Below are 17,835 nucleotides of genomic sequence, written 5' to 3' on the forward strand. Positions count from 1 at the left end.
AGTAAATAATTAAACAGAGGTAAAAGAAAAATGATTACAAAAAGAGGGAAAAAGTGTCTTGCAATTATATTTGCAGCGGCGCTTACATTAGAACCACTTGCAACGCAGGTCATATTTGCAGCAGATGTGGCTTATGAGTCTGTTGACAGCGGCAGTGCATTATTGACAGATGAGTCACAGAAGGTGACAGTACAGCTTCAGAATGGAACAGCAGTTATTCCGCAGGGTGCAGATATTGAGACTGCTAAAGCGGCAATAGCAAAAGCGCTTGTTGTAAACGCAGACGAAGTTGATGTAAAAAACCTTGATTGGGAGTACGAGTGCGAGGGCAAGGATAAGACTAAATTACAGAAAAATACAGCATTCGGAAGCTTAGAGGGCTTTACGAGCACAACAACGAAAAAAATACTTTGGAATACTGTAACAACAGAATATAGTCATCCGGCATTTTTAGAAAACGGTGAAGGAGATTTCAAATTCAGACTTAAGGGAAGCGATGAGGTTGTTACACTCCACAGAGCTTACAAGTATGAATCATCATTTGTTTTAAAGGATGCTCCGTATGAAGTGAGCATGGCTTTTAACGCGGATCAGTCATATGATTTTGATGCTACAGCAAGAGCAATTTATGATGCTGTGATAGCAAAGACAAATCCGGCAGGGCTTACATATGATGATGTGGCAATGGAGTACAATGCCGGAACAGATATAATACCAAACTGGCAGCCACTTAATTCTACAAACTGGACTGCAGCATTTAAAAAATTTGGTCCGGGAGAGTGGACTATCCGCATAAAGTGGGATGGAAATAAGAACTATAAAGGTACACAGACACAGGTAAATGTGACTACAGCCGATAACCGTATAGCAGCGGCCGTTGTATGCAGGGAGGGAGTATCTTTTTCATACAATATGGACACTGCCGTTATGAAACAGTCAATATTTGATCAGGTAATTGATTGGGACAACAGTACATTGCCTGCAAAGGATACGTTAAGTGTTGATGATTTTACAATGGAATACTATGGTGTTGATGATGTAGCCGGAGTTGAGGGAGTCACCAGGCAGTGGGCTCCGATAGAAGGCGGAAAGGTTAATTTACTTACTTATCTGCAGATGGGTGCAGGAGAGCAGCAAATCCGTATAACATATAAAGGCAATGCCGAGTATCGTCCATCAGCATCAGCAGAGACTAGTGTGACCGTTAATAAGGCAAAGGTAAATGTTAAAGTAAAGTCAACAAACATTTATGCCGGAGATGCACTACCACAGGATTTTGTTACAACAAATCCTTCAGACAGGTTTGATGTATATACAATCTATGCCGGTCTTACAAGCAATGTAAATGCAGGCATTTATCTTCAGATGCCTGAGAAGTATACAAACAGCACAGTACTTAAGCTTATAGATCCGGTTGTTTCAAAGCTATATGGAAAGTCCTTTACACAGATGATGCAGGACGGTATGACAGTCGGAGAGCTTAGAAAACTTTTCAGCACACAGGAGCTGCTTGACACGTTGAAGAAGCTTCATATAGATACGGGTACAGTTGGACAGATTCTTGAGATAATAAATAAGCTTCCTTCTGTTGCAGACACAGTGAGAGTGTCATTTGGTACTCCAAACCGTGCCGGTCTTTATACGGTGACAGCGGTTACCGATAACAAGAATTATGAGACAGGTGTTGGAGTTGGTGCTTTACTTGTTAAGATGCATTCAAAAGGAACTAAGCTTAACTGGAATCAGAGCTTTACAAATGGGAAGCTTAAAGCCTCAGATGTAGCATCCTTTGATTTTGGAGCAACGCTATCATATGATGGTGATGTCTCAATCAGCCAGAGCAATGTGCATTATCTATACAGTGGCTTTACAAGCAAGTGGAAGCCATATTCAAGCACAAAGGCTCCTACAGAGCCGGGCAGATATGTAGTCACAGTAGTTACAATTGGTGGCAATTACCAGGCTGCTCCTATTACAAGAAGCTTTCAGATCGTAAAATAACTAAAATCCGCTATACTTTAAAACAAAGTATAGCGGATTTTTTTGATAAATTTATGGAATCTATTTTTCAAGAATACCTGGAAAGGAGCATTAAAACTTATCTTCGTGGCGACAGCGGATTCTCTTCCCAAAACTTTATGAAACCTGTGAGAGTAATGGCTGTTTCCTATTGACATTTCAGTTTATCGGGAGTAAACTATAATTAGTTTATTAGCGATAAACTGAAAGGAGAAATCTTTATGGCTGAGATGAAGATGGGCGTAGTGGAATCACACTTTGCCGATATTATTTGGGCGAATGAGCCTTTGCACTCCAGAGAATTGGTAAAGCTCTGTGAAAAAGAACTGAACTGGAATCGCTCCACCACCTATACGATATTACGCAAGCTTTGTGAGCGTGGTATCTTCCAGAATAATGGTGGCATCGTTTCCTCTGTTCTGTCTAAAAATGATTTCTATGCCGTTCAGAGCGAGCAGTTCGTTGACGAAACCTTTGAAGGTTCCCTTCCTGCTTTCATTGCGGCTTTTACACAAAGGAAGGGTATTTCTCAACAGGAAGCTGCGGAGATTCGACGCATGATTGATGCAGCCGCCGGAAAGGAGTAATCTATGAGTTCATTCTTTTTGAAAATTGTAAATATGAGTATCGCCGCATCTTGGCTGATCCTTGCGGTCGTACTTTTGCGTGTGGTTTTGAAAAAGGCACCTAAGTGGATCAATGTCCTACTGTGGGGTATCGTAGCTTTTCGATTGATTTGCCCATTCAGTTTTGAAAGCGCATTGAGCTTGATTCCAAGTGCCGAGACCATCAGTCCTGAAATCATGATGGACTGGACACCAGAAATCTCCACAGGCGTAAGCTCTATCGACAAGGTAGTGAATCCAATTATTACGGACACCTTTGCTCCAGAGCCAATTGCAAGCGCAAATCCACTTCAGCTTTTGATTCCTGTGCTGGCAATCGTATGGGCAATAGGCATCATAGCCATGCTCGTTTATGCTGCCGTCAGCTATTTCCGCTTGCAAAAGAAAGTCGGTGCATCCCTTTCTGTGCGGGACAACATTTGGATTTGTGACGATATACAAACACCTTTTATTCTTGGTTTCTTCAAACCGAGCATCTACATTCCCTCCGGGACAGATGAAGCACAGTTGCCCTATATTATTGCCCATGAGAATGCTCATCTGAAACGCTGTGACCATTGGTGGAAACCGTTGGGGTATTTAGTGTTGGCAATCCATTGGTTCAATCCTCTTGTATGGATTGCGTATATTTTACTTTGCCGAGATATTGAACTTGCCTGCGATGAAAAAGTTATTCGTGGACTGAATCAAAACGAGTCTATTTTTTATTCAGAAGCTCTGCTTTCTTGTAGCGTGAATAGAAGAACAGTTATGGTTTGTCCACTTGCCTTTGGAGAGGTTGGCGTCAAAGAAAGGGTGAAAAATGTGCTGAATTACAAGAAACCTGCATTTTGGATTGTTGCTATTGCTGTGGTTTCAAGTATTGTTCTTGGGGTATGTTTCCTGACAAATCCGAGTTCATTCCCAGTGAAACTTGATTCTGTTCAAATTTCCAAAGCAAGCACCATGGACTTTAGAACAAATAGCGGACCGACCACATTCCAATTATCCGCAGCGGAAATTGACGAGTTGAGCAGTCGTATTAAAAACTTAAAGATTGGTCACAAAGACCAATCTTTGCAAGGTCATACACCTTTCTATTCCCTTCATGTGGATACCAAGGAAAACGACAGAATCACATTCAGCGGTTTTGATTCCAACGGAAATCAAGCAGCAATTCTGTATGAGAATGTGTATTACCGAATAACTGACTCTGACTTTATCAGCTATTTACAACGCATCTGTGCCGGGGAAACCAGAACAGAATCGATTAACGAAACCAATGTTGATACAGCAATCCATAATGCAATCATGGAACATAACAGCGATAGATACTACAAAGGTGTTTTTGCCTGCGAAAGCCATACTGTATTGGCTACAGAAGCCGGTGGGGCTGCAAACTCTGAGGAGAATGAGACATTGACCGTATATGTTCTCACTCTTTATGAGGAATATAATTTGTCCGAAGAAGGGATTGAAAGTGTCGGTGGAGGTTGTGGTCCTGTTGCCCTAACTTTCAATGTGACAGAGAATGGATATGAACTATCTGAATATTGGGAGCCGGGAGATGGCAGCCAATACTCTGATGATATTCGTAAAAAGTTCCCGGAGGATATATTAGATGAAGTCTGGAATCCTCAGGATTATGTGGATGCAATGACAGCAGAAAATGAACAAAAGGCACTCGAATTTTCGGCACAAAAGTGAGATTTCAAAGATTGATAATGAACGCAGTGTTTTAGGGAATAAAGTCAAAAAAATAAAATGTTATTAATCTAAAATCATGCATAAAGTAGAAATAGTGTAAAAATGTCATGGATATAATGATAGAATTGTTTGAGATAGTGCGTTAAAATACAAAATAACGAAATACGTAAGTAAAGGGGCATTTTATGGAATACTCAGCAATTTTTCATGACATGGATAAAAGATTCTGCTATGCGATAGATAAGGATTTGTTTGTGATACGCGTGCAGGTAAAAAAGGATGATATGAAGGAGGTAATCCTTCACTATGAGGACAAGTATATCCCTATGGAGCGCAAGGATACGCGAATGACTCTTCCTATGAAGAAGGTAGCCACCTCGCAGTTTCACGACTATTATGAAGCACAGCTTCAGATGAACCTGATATGTCTGAGATACTTTTTTGAATTTACAGACATGCAGGGCGAAAAGGTATATTACGGCAATTATGAGTTCGACAAGGAGTGCATCACAAACAGGGACAGAATGTTTGACTGCCCGCAGAACCTCAGGGAGGAAGAGATGTTTGAGGTGCCACAGTGGGCAGCAAACAAGGTTGTGTATCAGATTTTTCCATCGCGCTTTGCCGCAACACAGCCGGTGGATAAAGAGCTGTGGTATAAGGCACCGATTACGCCTATGGATGATCTGCATGGCAATCTCAGAGGAATAATAGAGCATCTGGATTATATTAAAGATTTGGGAATCGATGTGGTATATCTGACACCGATCTTTAAATCAAATTCGTGCCATAAGTATGATACCATTGATTATTATCAGGTTGATCCATCATTTGGAACAACAGAGGATTTAAAGGAGCTCGTACAAAAATCTCATGAGCGCGGCATGAAGGTAGTGCTGGATGCGGTATACAACCACTCAGGAAGAGAATTTTTTGCATTTCAGGATATACTTGAAAAGGGCGAAAAATCAAAATATCTGGACTGGTATTTTATCGACGAGCTGCCGCCTAAGGGTGAATGGGGAGAGATTCCAAACTTCAAATGCTTCGGCTACTACGGTGGAATGCCAAAGCTCAATCTGAAAAATCCTGAGGTGGAGAAATACATCACTGATGTTGCCTGCTACTGGATTAAGGAATGTGATATTGACGGATGGAGACTGGATGTAGGAGACGAAATCAGTCATTTCTTCTGGAAGAATTTCAGAAAGGCAATCAAGGCTGTTAAGAAGGATATGCTGATAATTGGTGAGATATGGCACTACGCAGGAGACTTCCTCGAGGGAGATGAGTGGGATACTGTCATGAACTATCCGTTCTACCTGAATCTGATAGACCTGCTCGCAGATGAAAAGATAAATGTCAGCCAGTTTGTACAGAATCTGGGATATCTGAAGGGGCGCTTAAACAAAAAGTGCTACCCTCTGATGTGGAACCTGATCGATAGCCATGATACAGCAAGATTTCTACATCTGTGCAACGATAATAAGAAAAAGCAGCATCTCGCAGCAGCCTTTCAGCTGTTACTGCCGGGAATGCCTATGGTTTACTATGGCGATGAGTATGCAATGCCGGGAGCAAACGATCCGGACTGCAGACGAGGCATGTACTGGGATGAGGAATATCAGGACAAGGAGATGTATAACTGGTATAAGAAGCTCATGCAGATTAGAAAAACACATGCATGCATTGTAGAGGGCGAAATGATTGAGACAATCACAAATGACGATGAGGATACGATTGTTATGATCAGAAAAAATGGCGAAGAGACAATCGCAATGCTTTTCAATTGTGGCAGCAGTGTAAAGGAATTTAATGAGTATGCCAAGAAATACAATCTGCTTACAGATAGCGAATTTAGCGGAAAAGTAGAGGGGCTTGACGCTGCCGTAATTGTGCTTTAAAAATTTATATGGATTATCTATAGGAAGACGGGGTTTTGCCCGTCTTCTTTTGGTATAAGGAAAGTAGTTTTTGCATAAAATCAATTCTGTTGAGGTAAAATTGAGATTGACATTGTATTGTAGGAGTATAAAATCCAAGGAATCAGGTGATGTACAATGAAAAGGCATAAAATATGTAAAATCATTTTGGTTATACTGACAGTTTTTTTATGTGTGGCTTTTTATGAGTTAATCGGCATATGCATCACATATAAAAAACAGCCGGCGGTGTCTGATGCTACTATAAAGGAAACACAAAATATTATGAGTGTGGCGGGGAGAGAAAATACGGAAAGGGCAGTAATCATTGAAAAAAATTCGCAGGCTCTTTTAGAGAGAGTGAGGTTAATCCAAAATGCAAAGGATGAAATAATCCTTTCTACATTTGCATTTAAATCAGACGAAAGCGGAAAATTGATTTTAGGAGCACTGCATGATGCAGCAGACAGAGGAGTACATGTTCGCATATTGGTAGATGGCATGGAGAGCTGGATTGATATGGAGGGCAATCCATATTTTTACGGATTATCTTCGAATGAGAATGTTGAAATTAAGCTGTACAATAAGGCAAATCCGCTGAAACCGTGGAAGACAATGGGAAGAATGCATGATAAATATCTGATTGCAGATGGTAAAATATATATTCTTGGAGGAAGAAACACATATAATTATTTTTTAGGTGATTTTCCGGGACATAAGAATTTTGACAGGGATGTGTTAGTTGTCTGCGATGAGCCGCAGGAAGAAAATTCGGTCAATCAGCTTTTGGATTATTTTGAAACAATATGGGAACAGGAGGACTGCAGCTACTTTCATAACAGTAAAAAGCTAGCTGACAGAAAATCTGTAAAGAATGCAGTTTTAGAGCTGCAGGAAGGGTATCAGCAATATTTTGACGATAATAAGGAAAGGCTTTGTGATACCGATTATGCGGATGAAACCTTTGAAACAGAAAAGATTACATTGTTATCGAACCCGATCCATACCGGCTCGAAGGAACCGGTGGTATGGTATCAGCTGGGAGAATTAATGAAAAATGCAAAGGAACGTGTAAAAATTCATACACCATATATTATTTGCAATGATATGATGTATAATACATGGGAGGAAATTGCACAGAAGGTTCCGGATTTTTCTATTATGACAAATTCTGTTGCAAATAACGGAAATCCATTTGGAGCAGCCGATTATGCCAAAAACAGAAACAGAATTTTAGAAACAGGAATTGACATCTGGGAATATGAAGGCGGTTATTCGTACCATGGAAAAAGTATTCTGATTGACGATGATCTGTCAGTAATAGGTTCATTTAATATGGACATGAGAAGTACTTATCTGGATACAGAGCTGATGCTTGTAATACGCAGTAAAGAGATTAATAAACAGCTGGAGGATGGCATGATGGAGTATGAGAGTGTGTCCAGACAGGTATTAGATGATGGAACGTATTATAATCCGTATGATGTAAAGCCGGTTGAATTAACAGAGAAACATAAGAGAAAGGTGTTTCTGGTACAGCATCTGCTTGGATGGGCAAGGGATTTGTTTTGATTAAAGGAGAACATAAAGCGTGTTTAAGATATTAATTGTAGAAGATGATAAGGAATTAAGCCTGTTATTCCAAAAGGTACTTGAAAAGAGCGGATATCAGGTCAAAAGTGCATCGGATGGAGCACAGGCACTGGAGGTATTGGACAGGGAGTATATTGACTTGATCATTTCTGATATAATGATGCCGGTTATGGATGGATATGAATTGGTGTCGGAGCTTCGTTCGGCGGGATATCAGATACCGGTGCTTATGATTACTGCAAAAAGCAGCTTTGATGATATGCGTCAGGGCTTTCTTTCGGGAAGTGACGATTATATGGTAAAACCGGTAAATGTGAATGAAATGGTTTTAAGGGTAGGGGCACTGCTTCGGCGTGCACAGATACTGAACGAACACAAAATTGTGATTGGCTCAACCGAGCTTGATTATGATGCAATGACAGTTGTGACCGGCGATGAAACGCTTGTCCTGCCCAAAAAAGAATTCCTGCTTTTATATAAGCTGGCAGCTTCACCGGGCAGAACATTTACAAAGCAGCAGCTAATGGATGAGGTATGGGGATATGAGACGGAGGCAGACCCGCATACGATAGAGGTACATATAGGAAGAATCAGGGAGCGTTTTAAGGAAAATCCGGACATTGAAATTGTAACAATGCGTGGTCTGGGATACAAGGTGGTGAAAAAATAATGGAACATAAAAAGAAAAAGGAATTGCGTATCCGCTCGTGTCTGACCGGTGCAATCTGGCTGGCACTTGCATTTTCGATGCTGATATCAGCCTTGCTGTTTGCGTTTTTGAATCATTTTTTGGATTTGCCCGGAAAAATACCGGGCCTTGGCTGGCTTTTGATTTTTAATACATTGATAGCAGGACTTATTACATCATTTATCAATGCAAGGCTTCTGGAGCCGATTACCAGGCTCAGTAAAGCAATGAAGGCGGTTTCGCAGGGAGATTTTGAGCAGCATCTGGAAACAAACAGCCGCATAGCTGAGATTGGAGAATCCTATCAGAGCTTTAATGTCATGACAAAAGAGCTCCGCGCAACAGAGATGCTGCAAATGGATTTTGTATCCAATGTTTCCCATGAGTTCAAGACTCCAATCAATGCAATCGAAGGCTATACGATGCTGCTCCAGGGAGATGAGCTGTCACAGGAGCAGGAGGGGTATGTAGAAAAAATCCTGTTTAATACTCAAAGGCTTTCCGGCCTTGTTGGAAATATTTTATTGTTATCAAGGTTAGAAAATCAGAATATTCCAATGAAAAAAACCGAATATCGTCTGGATGAACAAATCCGTCAGGCATTTCTCTCATTGGAGGATAAATGGACTGAAAAAGGAATTGGCTTTCAGGTGGAGATGGAGGAAGTAAGATATGTTGGAAATGAAGGTCTTTTTATGCATATCTGGATGAATCTTTTGGATAATGCAATCAAGTTTAGCCCTGAAAATGGGACAATCACCATGTTTCTAAGGCATGAAAATGACTCTGTACAGTTTATTCTGGAAGACGAGGGACCGGGAATAGCGGATGATGTAAAAGCCAGAATATTTGATAAGTTTTATCAGGTGGATGGTTCCCATAAAGCTGAGGGAAACGGCCTTGGCCTGGCACTTGTGAAAAGAATTGTAGACATCGCCGGTGGAACAATCAAAGCTGAAAACCGGGAATATGGTGGATGCAGATTTGTAGTACAACTGCCTATAAAGAATTATAATGAGTAGCTATTCAGAACATGATAGTTACAACAATAAAATAATAAGATAAAAGATAGGAGAATTTACATGACATTTTATCAGGAACTGCAGTTAAATCAGGCAGGCTCCAAAAGCCTGTTGAAAAACAGTAAAACAATGAAAGAAAAACTATACCATGCATTTGTATATATGGTGAAGATAGCTGTCACAATGGTATTTTGCTTTGCCTTTGTCACTGCCTCAAGCATCATATTGGGAAAGGATAACAGTATTGTGGGAGTAGTGGTTTTATTATGCGTTATGGTATTTCGAAACGCTGATCTGGGAATACATACCCGACATTCTACATGGCTTTTGGCATTTTTCTTTGTAATTATGACAGTATGCCCGCACCTGGCAAATCAGCTTTCAGCGCTTCCGGCGCTGCTTATAAACATCGCGGCTCTTGCAGTGCTGATTCTGTTCGGATGCCATAATCCATTTATGTTTAATCAATCCACACTGGTTCTCGGTTATTTATTATTATATGGATATGATGTGACAGGAAAAAGCTATATGCTTCGAATAGCAGGGATGGCTGCAGGCGGTGTCCTCACATGCCTGGTATTTTACAGAAATCATAAAAACAGAGTCTATAAAAGAACTATGAAAGCCGTAATTCAGGAGTTTGACCTTTCTTCTTCGCGAACAAAGTGGCAGCTGTGCCAGATACTATGTGTACCGTTGGTTCTTTGTATTGCACAGCTTTGCAATATGCCGCGTGCAATGTGGGCGGGTATTGCAGCCATGTCTGCCATCCTGCCGTTTATGGAAGATATGCAGTACAGAGTCAAAAAAAGGATTGTCGGTAATATCGCCGGGGTTATATGCTTCACGGCATTATACTTCCTGCTTCCGCCATCAATCTATGCGTACATAGGAATCTTAGGCGGAATCGGCGTGGGATTATCGGCACAATACGGCTGGCAGGCTGTTTTTAATACATTTGGTGCCCTGGCTATAGCAGCAGAGAGCTATGGGTTAAAGGGAGCAGTCAGCCTCAGAGTGATTCAGAATGTGTTTGGAGTCGTTTTTGCGTTGGTATTTTGTGCTGTATTTTATAGAATTATGTTAGTGAAAGAGGAAGTGGTTAATTAGGATAATGAAACATCAAAATAAATTGTAATATGCTTGAGGTAAATCAGAGCCAGTCGAAATACTGGCTCTATTTTTTACCTTTTGTCAAAATCATAAAACAGATAATCTACTGCATGCTATTGAGAAGCTCTGAGAAGCTTTCGGATGGCATAGGCTTATAATAGTAAAAGCCCTGCATCTCATTACAGCCGGCCACTGTCAGGAAATCAGCCACTTCCTTTGTTTCCACACCCTCACACACGATACTGTGATGCGTGCGTTTGAGCATGTGAAAAATCTCTTCAATAACAATCTTTCCGTTGGTAGAAAGCGGACCGTCAAGGAAACGTTTGTCCATCTTTATCTCATCAAACTGAATATCCTTCATGGTATTGAGAGAAGAATAGCCGGAGCCTTATTCCATCGTACCAAAACCTCAGCACTTTCAATCTTTTTGCTTTTACAGCCAATCTTTGGCTGCATATAAATGCATATATCATTATTGTCAATTGCACTCTGAAATGAGTTGATAACATCTGCACGGTGCTGCTCCATCTCAGCAATGTGAGGTCCGTATATGTATACATTACCGTCGACTTCGGAGGCAAGTCTTCGTACCGTATTGGCATGGGAGATTATTTCGGCAGGAATCACTGAATCATCCTCAATACTCATTTATGAGGCGGAAATCCATCTCAACAGTGAGTGACAAAATGGGCGAAAACAGCAGCGTTGCTCAAAGCTTAAAGGAGGAGGCGCACTCTTTCGTTAATGTATAGAATGAATAATTTATATAGCAGTGCTTTATCTGTAATAGATACATAAAGCATTTATAATAGTCCCGAATGGTTTATATTTAGAATAGATACATAAGCCGTTCGGGATTAATTTATTCTTTTTTTCGCTATTTATGTGTGATAAGATGTAAAAAGAAATTTGAAAGCAGTGATTACAAAATATTTGGGGCAAAGCGTGCGATGAAGCAACCCCAAAATCAGAATTGAAAGAAAAGGTAAAACAAATATGAGTCAGATTATTTTGGCGTCGGCATCACCGCGCCGAAAGGAATTATTAGAGCAGATAGGGGCAGAGTTTGTTGTCTGTCCTGCAAAGGGAGAGGAGATAATCACGGAGAAAGAGCCGTCTGCGGTTGTCATGGAGCTATCCCGTCAAAAGGCAGAGGAGGTAGCGTCCGGAGTGCTTACCTACAATGAACAGCACGCAGAGCTTGTGACACCACAGGATATACTTGTGATCGGAGCAGATACGGTAGTGGCTTATGAAAATCAGATTCTTGGGAAGCCAAAGAATGAAGAAGATGCAAGGCGTATGCTTTCGATGCTTTTGGGAAAAACGCATAGTGTCTATACAGGGGTAACGTTTGTGTTTATTGACAAGGATGGAAGAACCGGAGAACATAGCTTTTATGAGAAGACGGATGTCAGCATGTATACGTTGACTGAAGATGAAATTGACCGCTATATTTCAAGCGGAGATCCTATGGATAAAGCGGGAAGCTACGGGATACAGGGGCGCTTTGCCATCCACATTAAGGGAATACAAGGTGATTACAATAATGTAGTAGGGCTTCCGGTAGCGCGCCTGTATCAGGAGCTTAGAAAGCTTGGAGTTGATATTTAGCGAAGTCTTTTTTTAATAGCAGGTCCGATAAGCATGGCAATCACCATTTTTATCAGATCGCCCGGAATAAATGGGAACACGCATATTGAGAGTGCACCGCTGACTGTACTCTTTGCCTCAAAGCAGAACCATGCTGTACCGAGCGCATAGCATATGATAGTTCCGACAATCATACCAATGAGCTGGAGCCAAGGCTGGTGGAAATTATCGATTACAAGTCCTGCAATGATTGCCATGGCGATAAAACCGATGATATATCCGCTTGTAGGGCCGGCTAGCTTAGCAGGGCCACCGGTGAAGCCTGAAAATACAGGGATTCCGACGAGTCCGATAAGCAGATAAATGAGGTAGCTGATTGTTCCGCGTTTCCATCCGAGCAGATATAATGAAATATATATAGCCAGGTTTGTCAACGAAATCGGTACCGGTCCAATCGGGATAGATAATGGTGCAAGAATACAGGTGACAGCTGTCATGAGTGCTGTTACCGTTATGGCATAGGTCTTCCCATGCTTATAGTCTATAGTTTCTGTCTGGTTCATGATAAAATCTCCTTTGTTGTAAATTTCATAGTAATTTTTGTACGGTTAACACATTAACATGAAAAGAGGTTGATTGTCAACCGTATATGCGATAAAGGTTTACAATAGCCTATGAAATCAGAAAAATAATTTCGCCCGATTTCGTAAACTATATAAAAAATTATCGAAAACATGCGAAAATATGATAATAACTATACATTTCTGATAATAATGATATTGTAAATCGCTTTAAAGTCGTTATAATGAATATATAAAATGTTAGTTTAAAGAGAAATCAAAGGGAAAGGAAAAAGAAGTATGAAAAAACGTACAACATATCTGCTTAAGCGATTGGCAGCCGCATGTCTGGCCTTCGGAGTCGCTTTTACAGGTACACCGGCAAGCAGTCTGTACCAGATTACACAGGTGCAGGCAGCAGAAACAGCGTCAGAAAGTACTTTAGCTACAGCTTCACAGGCAGCAAAGTATGGACTGGCGGATGACATTCAGGATGGTGCTATACTGCACGCCTGGTGTTGGAGCTTCAACACAATCAAGGAGAATATGAAGGACATAGCAGCGGCAGGCTTTACAACAGTCCAGACCTCTCCGGCGAATGAGTGCAAGGACACTTATTCAAATATGAAGCTTATGGGAAATGATGAGGTAAATGGTACAGACGGCTGCTGGTGGTGGCAGTATCAGCCGACTGACTGGAAGATTGGTAACTATCAGCTGGGCTCAAGAGATGATTTCAAGGCGATGTGTGCTGAAGCTGACAAGTATGGAATCAAGGTTATTGTTGATGTAATTCCAAACCATACCACACCTGATTTACCAAAGGTATCTCAGAATCTTTACAATGCAGTAGGTGGTAAGGACAATCTGTATCATGCAAATGGTTTTAAGGAGATTACACAGTGGGGCAACCGTTATGAGTGTACCACAGGACAGATGGGCGGACTTCCGGATGTAAATACAGAGAATCCGGATTTTCAGGCATATTTCCTTAAGTATTTAAATGACCTGATTGCATGTGGTGCTGACGGCTTCCGTTATGATACAGCCAAGCATATCGGTGTGCCATCAGATCCTCGTGATGCAAAGAGCACCAGAAATAATTTCTGGCCTGTTGTGACAGGCGAGGAGTCAGCAAATGGTGTTACACTGAGCGATAAGAATGTGTTTACATACGGTGAGGTATTACAGGGTGACAATGTACCTGAGTCAGAGTATGCCAAGTATATGCGTATGACAGCCAGCAGCTATGGTGAGACCTTAAGAGGAGCCGTTACCGGTAATTCCTTCGATGTAGATAGTATTTCAAACTGGAGACATGCTTCACCGGGCAGACTGGTTACATGGGTAGAGTCTCATGACACATACTGTAATGCAGGTGTTTCATCAAGGATGACAGATGAGCAGCTTCGTCTGGCATGGGCTGTTATTGCAGCAAGAAAGGATGGAACTCCATTATTCTACAGCCGTCCGGATGGATCAGATGGAGCCAGCGGCAACCGTTGGGGAAACAATGTACTCGGTGCCAAGGGAAATGATCAGTTTAAGTCTACTGAAGTCAGGGAAGTAAATCTCTTTCGTAATGCCATGGCCGGCAAGTCTGAGTATTTACGCAATCCTGGTGGCGATTCACAGATTCTTCAGATTGACCGTGGTAACGAGGGAACTGTTATCATCAACTTAAAAGGTGAAAGTGTAAATATCAATTCCGATACAAAGATGAAGGACGGAACCTACAAGGATCAGGTTTCAGACAGAACCTTTACAGTATCAAACGGCAAGATTTCAGGTACTCTTGACAAGAGAAAGGTTGCTGTTATTTACAACAAGGATCAGGAAAGCGTAGGGGTTTCATCTACAACAGGCTCAAACAGCTTTTCAACAGATACACTTGATGTAAAGCTTTCGGCTAAAAATGTGCAGAACGCTACATATACCACATCTGAGGGAGCTTCAGGAAGCTACACAGACGGAGAGGTTATCGCAGTTGGTGCAAAGAGCCAGATTGGTGATACAATCACTGTAACAGTAAAGGGTACAGGAACAAAGGGCGAGGTCACTGACAGCGCTAAGTTCAAAAAGACAGAGAAAGACCCATATCTTAAGTATATTGATGGAAGCTATGATGTATACATCAAGAAGCCTGACGGATGGGGAGACAAGATAAACTGCTATGCATACGTTGACGAGAAGACAAACAACGGAGAATGGCCTGGCGTAGAGATGAAATATTTGGGCGAGGGCGTATATGCATACAATTTACCGGATGATTTCAAGACTGCAAGCATTATTTTCAATGATGGTGCTTCACAGTATCCGGCAGCACAGCAGGCGGGACTCGAGTTTACAAAGGGTCAGTCAATGGCATATATCAATGGCAGCTGGAAAAAGGTAGAGAAGCAGACGAATGATATCAAGATTACTTCTTCTCTTGCTACTGGAAGCAGCTTCAATACTGACAGTACAACAACGACCATCACTTTAAAGAATGCAACAAAGGGAAGCTACAGTGTGGACAATGGTCCTGTGAAGGAATTTACAGGCAGTGCAACAGTTACTCTCGGAACAGGAAAGATTGCAGACAGTGATGTAACGCTTAAGGTGACAGCGTCTAACGACAAGGATTCAAAAACTGAGACATTCACCTTTAAGAAGAAATTTGATGCAGTAAAGAATGGTGGCTATGTTGATTACGAGGGTGAGACACTCGCAAAGGCTTCAGGCACAGCAAGACAGGCAGTTGGAGGCAAATATGCGACAAACCCTGGCAAGCAGCTTGGAAAGAATAAGACTATCAAGAGTGCAGCGGATTTTGATGACTCAATGATTATTGCACAGGGCGTAGCAAATGATGACGCACGTAATTTCAGAGGAACCCATGAGGGACCTGTATACGACAGCTATGCACTTTACGGAGCATGGGATGATGAGAATATTTATCTCGGCTGGCAGTTTGTAAACGTGGCTGATATTACATCACCTGAGCAGACATATCCTAATTCAGATAATGGCAAGCCAAACAATGGTGATATTCCACAGGTTATTGCACTTAACCTGGGAACCGGAAAGACCGGAGATGGTACACTTGACAATGGTGGAAATATCTGGGGCCTAAAGGTTAAATATGATACACCGATTGATGCAATGCTCTGCTTCTCAAGTAAGAGTGGCGTTGGAAAGCCGGCTTTGTTCACTACAAAAAAATCAGGAGAGTTCAGCTATGATGCACCATACTGCACAGGCTTTACAAAGGCAGGTATCTCATTCAAGGCAGAGGATGGATTCTTTGGAAAATCACTGATTGGTATCAATTCCAACGGTTATAAAGGACTGACAGTTGACCAGCTTACAAGCACATCGTCAAACTGGGTAGATTTCCTAAGCCTTGGTCACAAGACATCAATGGATACCTTCTACACAATGACAATTCCTATGTCAGCGCTCAACCTGACAAAGGCTAAGCTTGAGAAGAACGGTATTGGTGTAATGCATATCTCTACATTTGGAGAGAGTGGTATTGCTTCTACTCCTATGGATATGTCAATGGTTGATAACGCAACAGAGGAATACAGTACAGACTCATCTACATCTAAGGAAAAAGAGGATACTGATATAATTACTGCTCCTCTTGCAAGACTCGGAGCAGAGGGTGGAGATGATCCTACCCCACAGCCTGACAACCGTATGACAGTCAACTTCGGAGCAGACCGAAGTGCACCACAGGCTACAGGAACAGCACTGACACTTAAGGCTGTTGCTGCCGGCGGAGTTGGAAGCTACAAGTATCAGTTTAAGATTGATAACACAGAGGTACAGAGTGGTTCAAGTGCTACATACTCATGGAAGGCAGCCAAAGGCGCCCACACACTGCAGGTAGTTGTAACCGATTCACAAGGACATAAGGTAACTGTCAGCAAGCAGTTTACAGGTGAGGGCGGTGAAATAGTAAATAAAAATGTACTTACTGCAAAGAGCTATTCATTGACACTTGCAGAGAATATAAAGGCTAATATCTATGTATCACTGTCATCGGATATCATGTCAGATACAGGCGCAAAGCTTAGAATCACATATCCTGATGGCTCTTCTAAGGAGAAGCTGGTAAGTGATTACAGCACTGTGAAATATAATAATGAAGATGTAAAGAAGATTACATATGAGACAGTTCCGGCAGAGCTGACATCACGCATAAGCATCTGCGCAGTCAGAAGCAACGGAGCAACAAGCAATAGCTTCTCATTTGCACCTACAGATTATCTGTACAAGTGTATAGAGCAAAAGCTGCCGGAAGCTAACCTGGCCAAGGCATTACTCAACTATGGTGCATATGCACAGCTGTATTTCGGCATAAATACATCTGACCTGGCTAATAAGAAGCTCACAGACGATGCGGTTGCAGCACTCAGTGTAGATACAGTGCTTAAGAACGCACCTGCAGATGATGCAGCAGCATTAAATAATGAAGATATAGAGTATATCGGCTCAGCTTTGGTATGTAAGAGTGGAACAGACATGAAGCTTTATTTCAAGAATAAGAACAATCTTACACTTGAGCAGCTCAAAATCAAATATGCACTTGATGCGTACGACATCACACTTGATGAGGGCATGCTGTGCATCAGAATAAACAATGTTTATCCTGGAAACCTGTCTGCTAAGTATACAATCGTAATTAATGGAGCAAATGGAACTATTTCCGGTGACATCTGCCCGATGGCATATGTCAGAAAGGGAGTTCAGAGCTCAGATACAAAGCAGCAGAATCTGTGCAAGGCAATGTACCTGTACAATAGAGCAGCATTGGAGTATTTGGGACGATAGTCAGTTAAATCAGTCAATTAAATAAATGCAGTTCAATAAGAATCCGTTAACTATGGCTGTGACGCTGTGGTTAGCGGATTTTTTGCAGAAAAAATGAGAGAACATGTTCATTTTGTATATTGCATAATTAAAAGAGAGATAGTAATATAGAACTATAAAAGCGCTGTGATATCAACTGGACAGGGAGAC

General features: G+C 41.5%; 13 protein-coding genes. 10 read left to right on the top strand and 3 right to left on the bottom strand.

The features are described from left to right. The first annotated feature begins 30 nt into the window (after positions 1–30). The 8 genes from ACW6PM_RS00285 to ACW6PM_RS00320 all read left to right on the top strand — a co-directional run bounded on the left by ACW6PM_RS00285 (position 31) and on the right by ACW6PM_RS00320 (position 10,666). On the top strand, positions 31–2,001 hold the full coding sequence (locus tag ACW6PM_RS00285) for a hypothetical protein (RefSeq protein ID WP_456055806.1): 1,971 nt from the start codon (positions 31–33) through the stop codon (positions 1,999–2,001). Positions 2,002–2,240: 239 nt separating this feature from the next. Then, complete coding sequence (locus ACW6PM_RS00290; protein ID WP_012744050.1) at positions 2,241–2,606, top strand: BlaI/MecI/CopY family transcriptional regulator; 366 nt, start codon at positions 2,241–2,243, stop codon at positions 2,604–2,606. Between the two features lie 3 nt (positions 2,607–2,609). After that, positions 2,610–4,331, top strand: a complete 1,722-nt coding sequence (locus tag ACW6PM_RS00295; RefSeq protein ID WP_456055807.1) for a M56 family metallopeptidase — start codon at positions 2,610–2,612, stop codon at positions 4,329–4,331. 185 nt (positions 4,332–4,516) lie between these two features. After that, positions 4,517–6,235, top strand: a complete 1,719-nt coding sequence (locus ACW6PM_RS00300) for a glycoside hydrolase family 13 protein (RefSeq protein ID WP_456055808.1) — start codon at positions 4,517–4,519, stop codon at positions 6,233–6,235. A 156-nt stretch (positions 6,236–6,391) separates the two neighbouring features. After that, the gene (locus tag ACW6PM_RS00305) at positions 6,392–7,825 is read left to right on the top strand and encodes a phospholipase D-like domain-containing protein (RefSeq protein WP_456055809.1); all 1,434 of its coding nucleotides are present in this window, start codon (positions 6,392–6,394) and stop codon (positions 7,823–7,825) included. Between the two features lie 19 nt (positions 7,826–7,844). After that, positions 7,845–8,516: a response regulator transcription factor gene (locus tag ACW6PM_RS00310; RefSeq protein ID WP_448754833.1), complete on the top strand. Its 672-nt coding sequence runs from the start codon at positions 7,845–7,847 to the stop codon at positions 8,514–8,516. Next, the gene (locus ACW6PM_RS00315) at positions 8,516–9,556 is read left to right on the top strand and encodes an ATP-binding protein (protein WP_456055810.1); all 1,041 of its coding nucleotides are present in this window, start codon (positions 8,516–8,518) and stop codon (positions 9,554–9,556) included. The genes ACW6PM_RS00310 and ACW6PM_RS00315 overlap by 1 nt, the downstream gene beginning before the upstream one ends. 60 nt (positions 9,557–9,616) lie before the next feature. Then, positions 9,617–10,666, top strand: coding sequence for an FUSC family protein (locus ACW6PM_RS00320; protein WP_456055811.1), 1,050 nt, complete (start codon positions 9,617–9,619; stop codon positions 10,664–10,666). 106 nt (positions 10,667–10,772) lie between these two features. Here ACW6PM_RS00320 and ACW6PM_RS00325 read toward each other — a convergent pair whose 3' ends face one another. Both ACW6PM_RS00325 and ACW6PM_RS00330 read right to left on the bottom strand, forming a co-directional pair. Further along, entirely contained in the window at positions 10,773–11,003 is a 231-nt protein-coding gene (locus ACW6PM_RS00325; protein ID WP_456055812.1) for an EAL domain-containing protein, read from the bottom strand. Between the two features lie 26 nt (positions 11,004–11,029). Further along, positions 11,030–11,320 (bottom strand): hypothetical protein, encoded by a 291-nt coding sequence (locus tag ACW6PM_RS00330; protein WP_456055813.1) that lies wholly within the window; start codon positions 11,318–11,320, stop codon positions 11,030–11,032. Positions 11,321–11,668: 348 nt separating this feature from the next. On the opposite strand from ACW6PM_RS00330, the gene ACW6PM_RS00335 reads away from it, so the two are divergent. Next, the gene (locus tag ACW6PM_RS00335) at positions 11,669–12,286 is read left to right on the top strand and encodes a Maf family protein (RefSeq protein ID WP_456055814.1); all 618 of its coding nucleotides are present in this window, start codon (positions 11,669–11,671) and stop codon (positions 12,284–12,286) included. Here ACW6PM_RS00335 and ACW6PM_RS00340 read toward each other — a convergent pair. Then, complete coding sequence (locus ACW6PM_RS00340; protein WP_456055815.1) at positions 12,283–12,828, bottom strand: biotin transporter BioY; 546 nt, start codon at positions 12,826–12,828, stop codon at positions 12,283–12,285. The genes ACW6PM_RS00335 and ACW6PM_RS00340 overlap by 4 nt on opposite strands. Before the next feature lie 297 nt (positions 12,829–13,125). Between ACW6PM_RS00340 and ACW6PM_RS00345 the strand changes: the two genes are divergently transcribed. Beyond that, entirely contained in the window at positions 13,126–17,646 is a 4,521-nt protein-coding gene (locus ACW6PM_RS00345; RefSeq protein WP_456055816.1) for a starch-binding protein, read from the top strand. Positions 17,647–17,835 lie beyond the last annotated feature (189 nt).

This window comes from Agathobacter sp. (assembly GCF_977054825.1).

What these genes read in the sequence shown, in the direction of transcription:
- ACW6PM_RS00325 (WP_456055812.1), bottom strand. Translation starts at nt 11,003, where the DNA reads ATGGACAAACGTTTCCTTGACGGTCCGCTTTCTACCAACGGAAAGATT.
- ACW6PM_RS00290 (WP_012744050.1), top strand. Translation starts at nt 2,241, where the DNA reads ATGGCTGAGATGAAGATGGGCGTAGTGGAATCACACTTTGCCGATATT.
- ACW6PM_RS00305 (WP_456055809.1), top strand. Translation starts at nt 6,392, where the DNA reads ATGAAAAGGCATAAAATATGTAAAATCATTTTGGTTATACTGACAGTT.
- ACW6PM_RS00330 (WP_456055813.1), bottom strand. Translation starts at nt 11,320, where the DNA reads ATGAGTATTGAGGATGATTCAGTGATTCCTGCCGAAATAATCTCCCAT.
- ACW6PM_RS00300 (WP_456055808.1), top strand. Translation starts at nt 4,517, where the DNA reads ATGGAATACTCAGCAATTTTTCATGACATGGATAAAAGATTCTGCTAT.
- ACW6PM_RS00320 (WP_456055811.1), top strand. Translation starts at nt 9,617, where the DNA reads ATGACATTTTATCAGGAACTGCAGTTAAATCAGGCAGGCTCCAAAAGC.
- ACW6PM_RS00345 (WP_456055816.1), top strand. Translation starts at nt 13,126, where the DNA reads ATGAAAAAACGTACAACATATCTGCTTAAGCGATTGGCAGCCGCATGT.
- ACW6PM_RS00295 (WP_456055807.1), top strand. Translation starts at nt 2,610, where the DNA reads ATGAGTTCATTCTTTTTGAAAATTGTAAATATGAGTATCGCCGCATCT.
- ACW6PM_RS00340 (WP_456055815.1), bottom strand. Translation starts at nt 12,828, where the DNA reads ATGAACCAGACAGAAACTATAGACTATAAGCATGGGAAGACCTATGCC.
- ACW6PM_RS00285 (WP_456055806.1), top strand. Translation starts at nt 31, where the DNA reads ATGATTACAAAAAGAGGGAAAAAGTGTCTTGCAATTATATTTGCAGCG.
- ACW6PM_RS00315 (WP_456055810.1), top strand. Translation starts at nt 8,516, where the DNA reads ATGGAACATAAAAAGAAAAAGGAATTGCGTATCCGCTCGTGTCTGACC.
- ACW6PM_RS00335 (WP_456055814.1), top strand. Translation starts at nt 11,669, where the DNA reads ATGAGTCAGATTATTTTGGCGTCGGCATCACCGCGCCGAAAGGAATTA.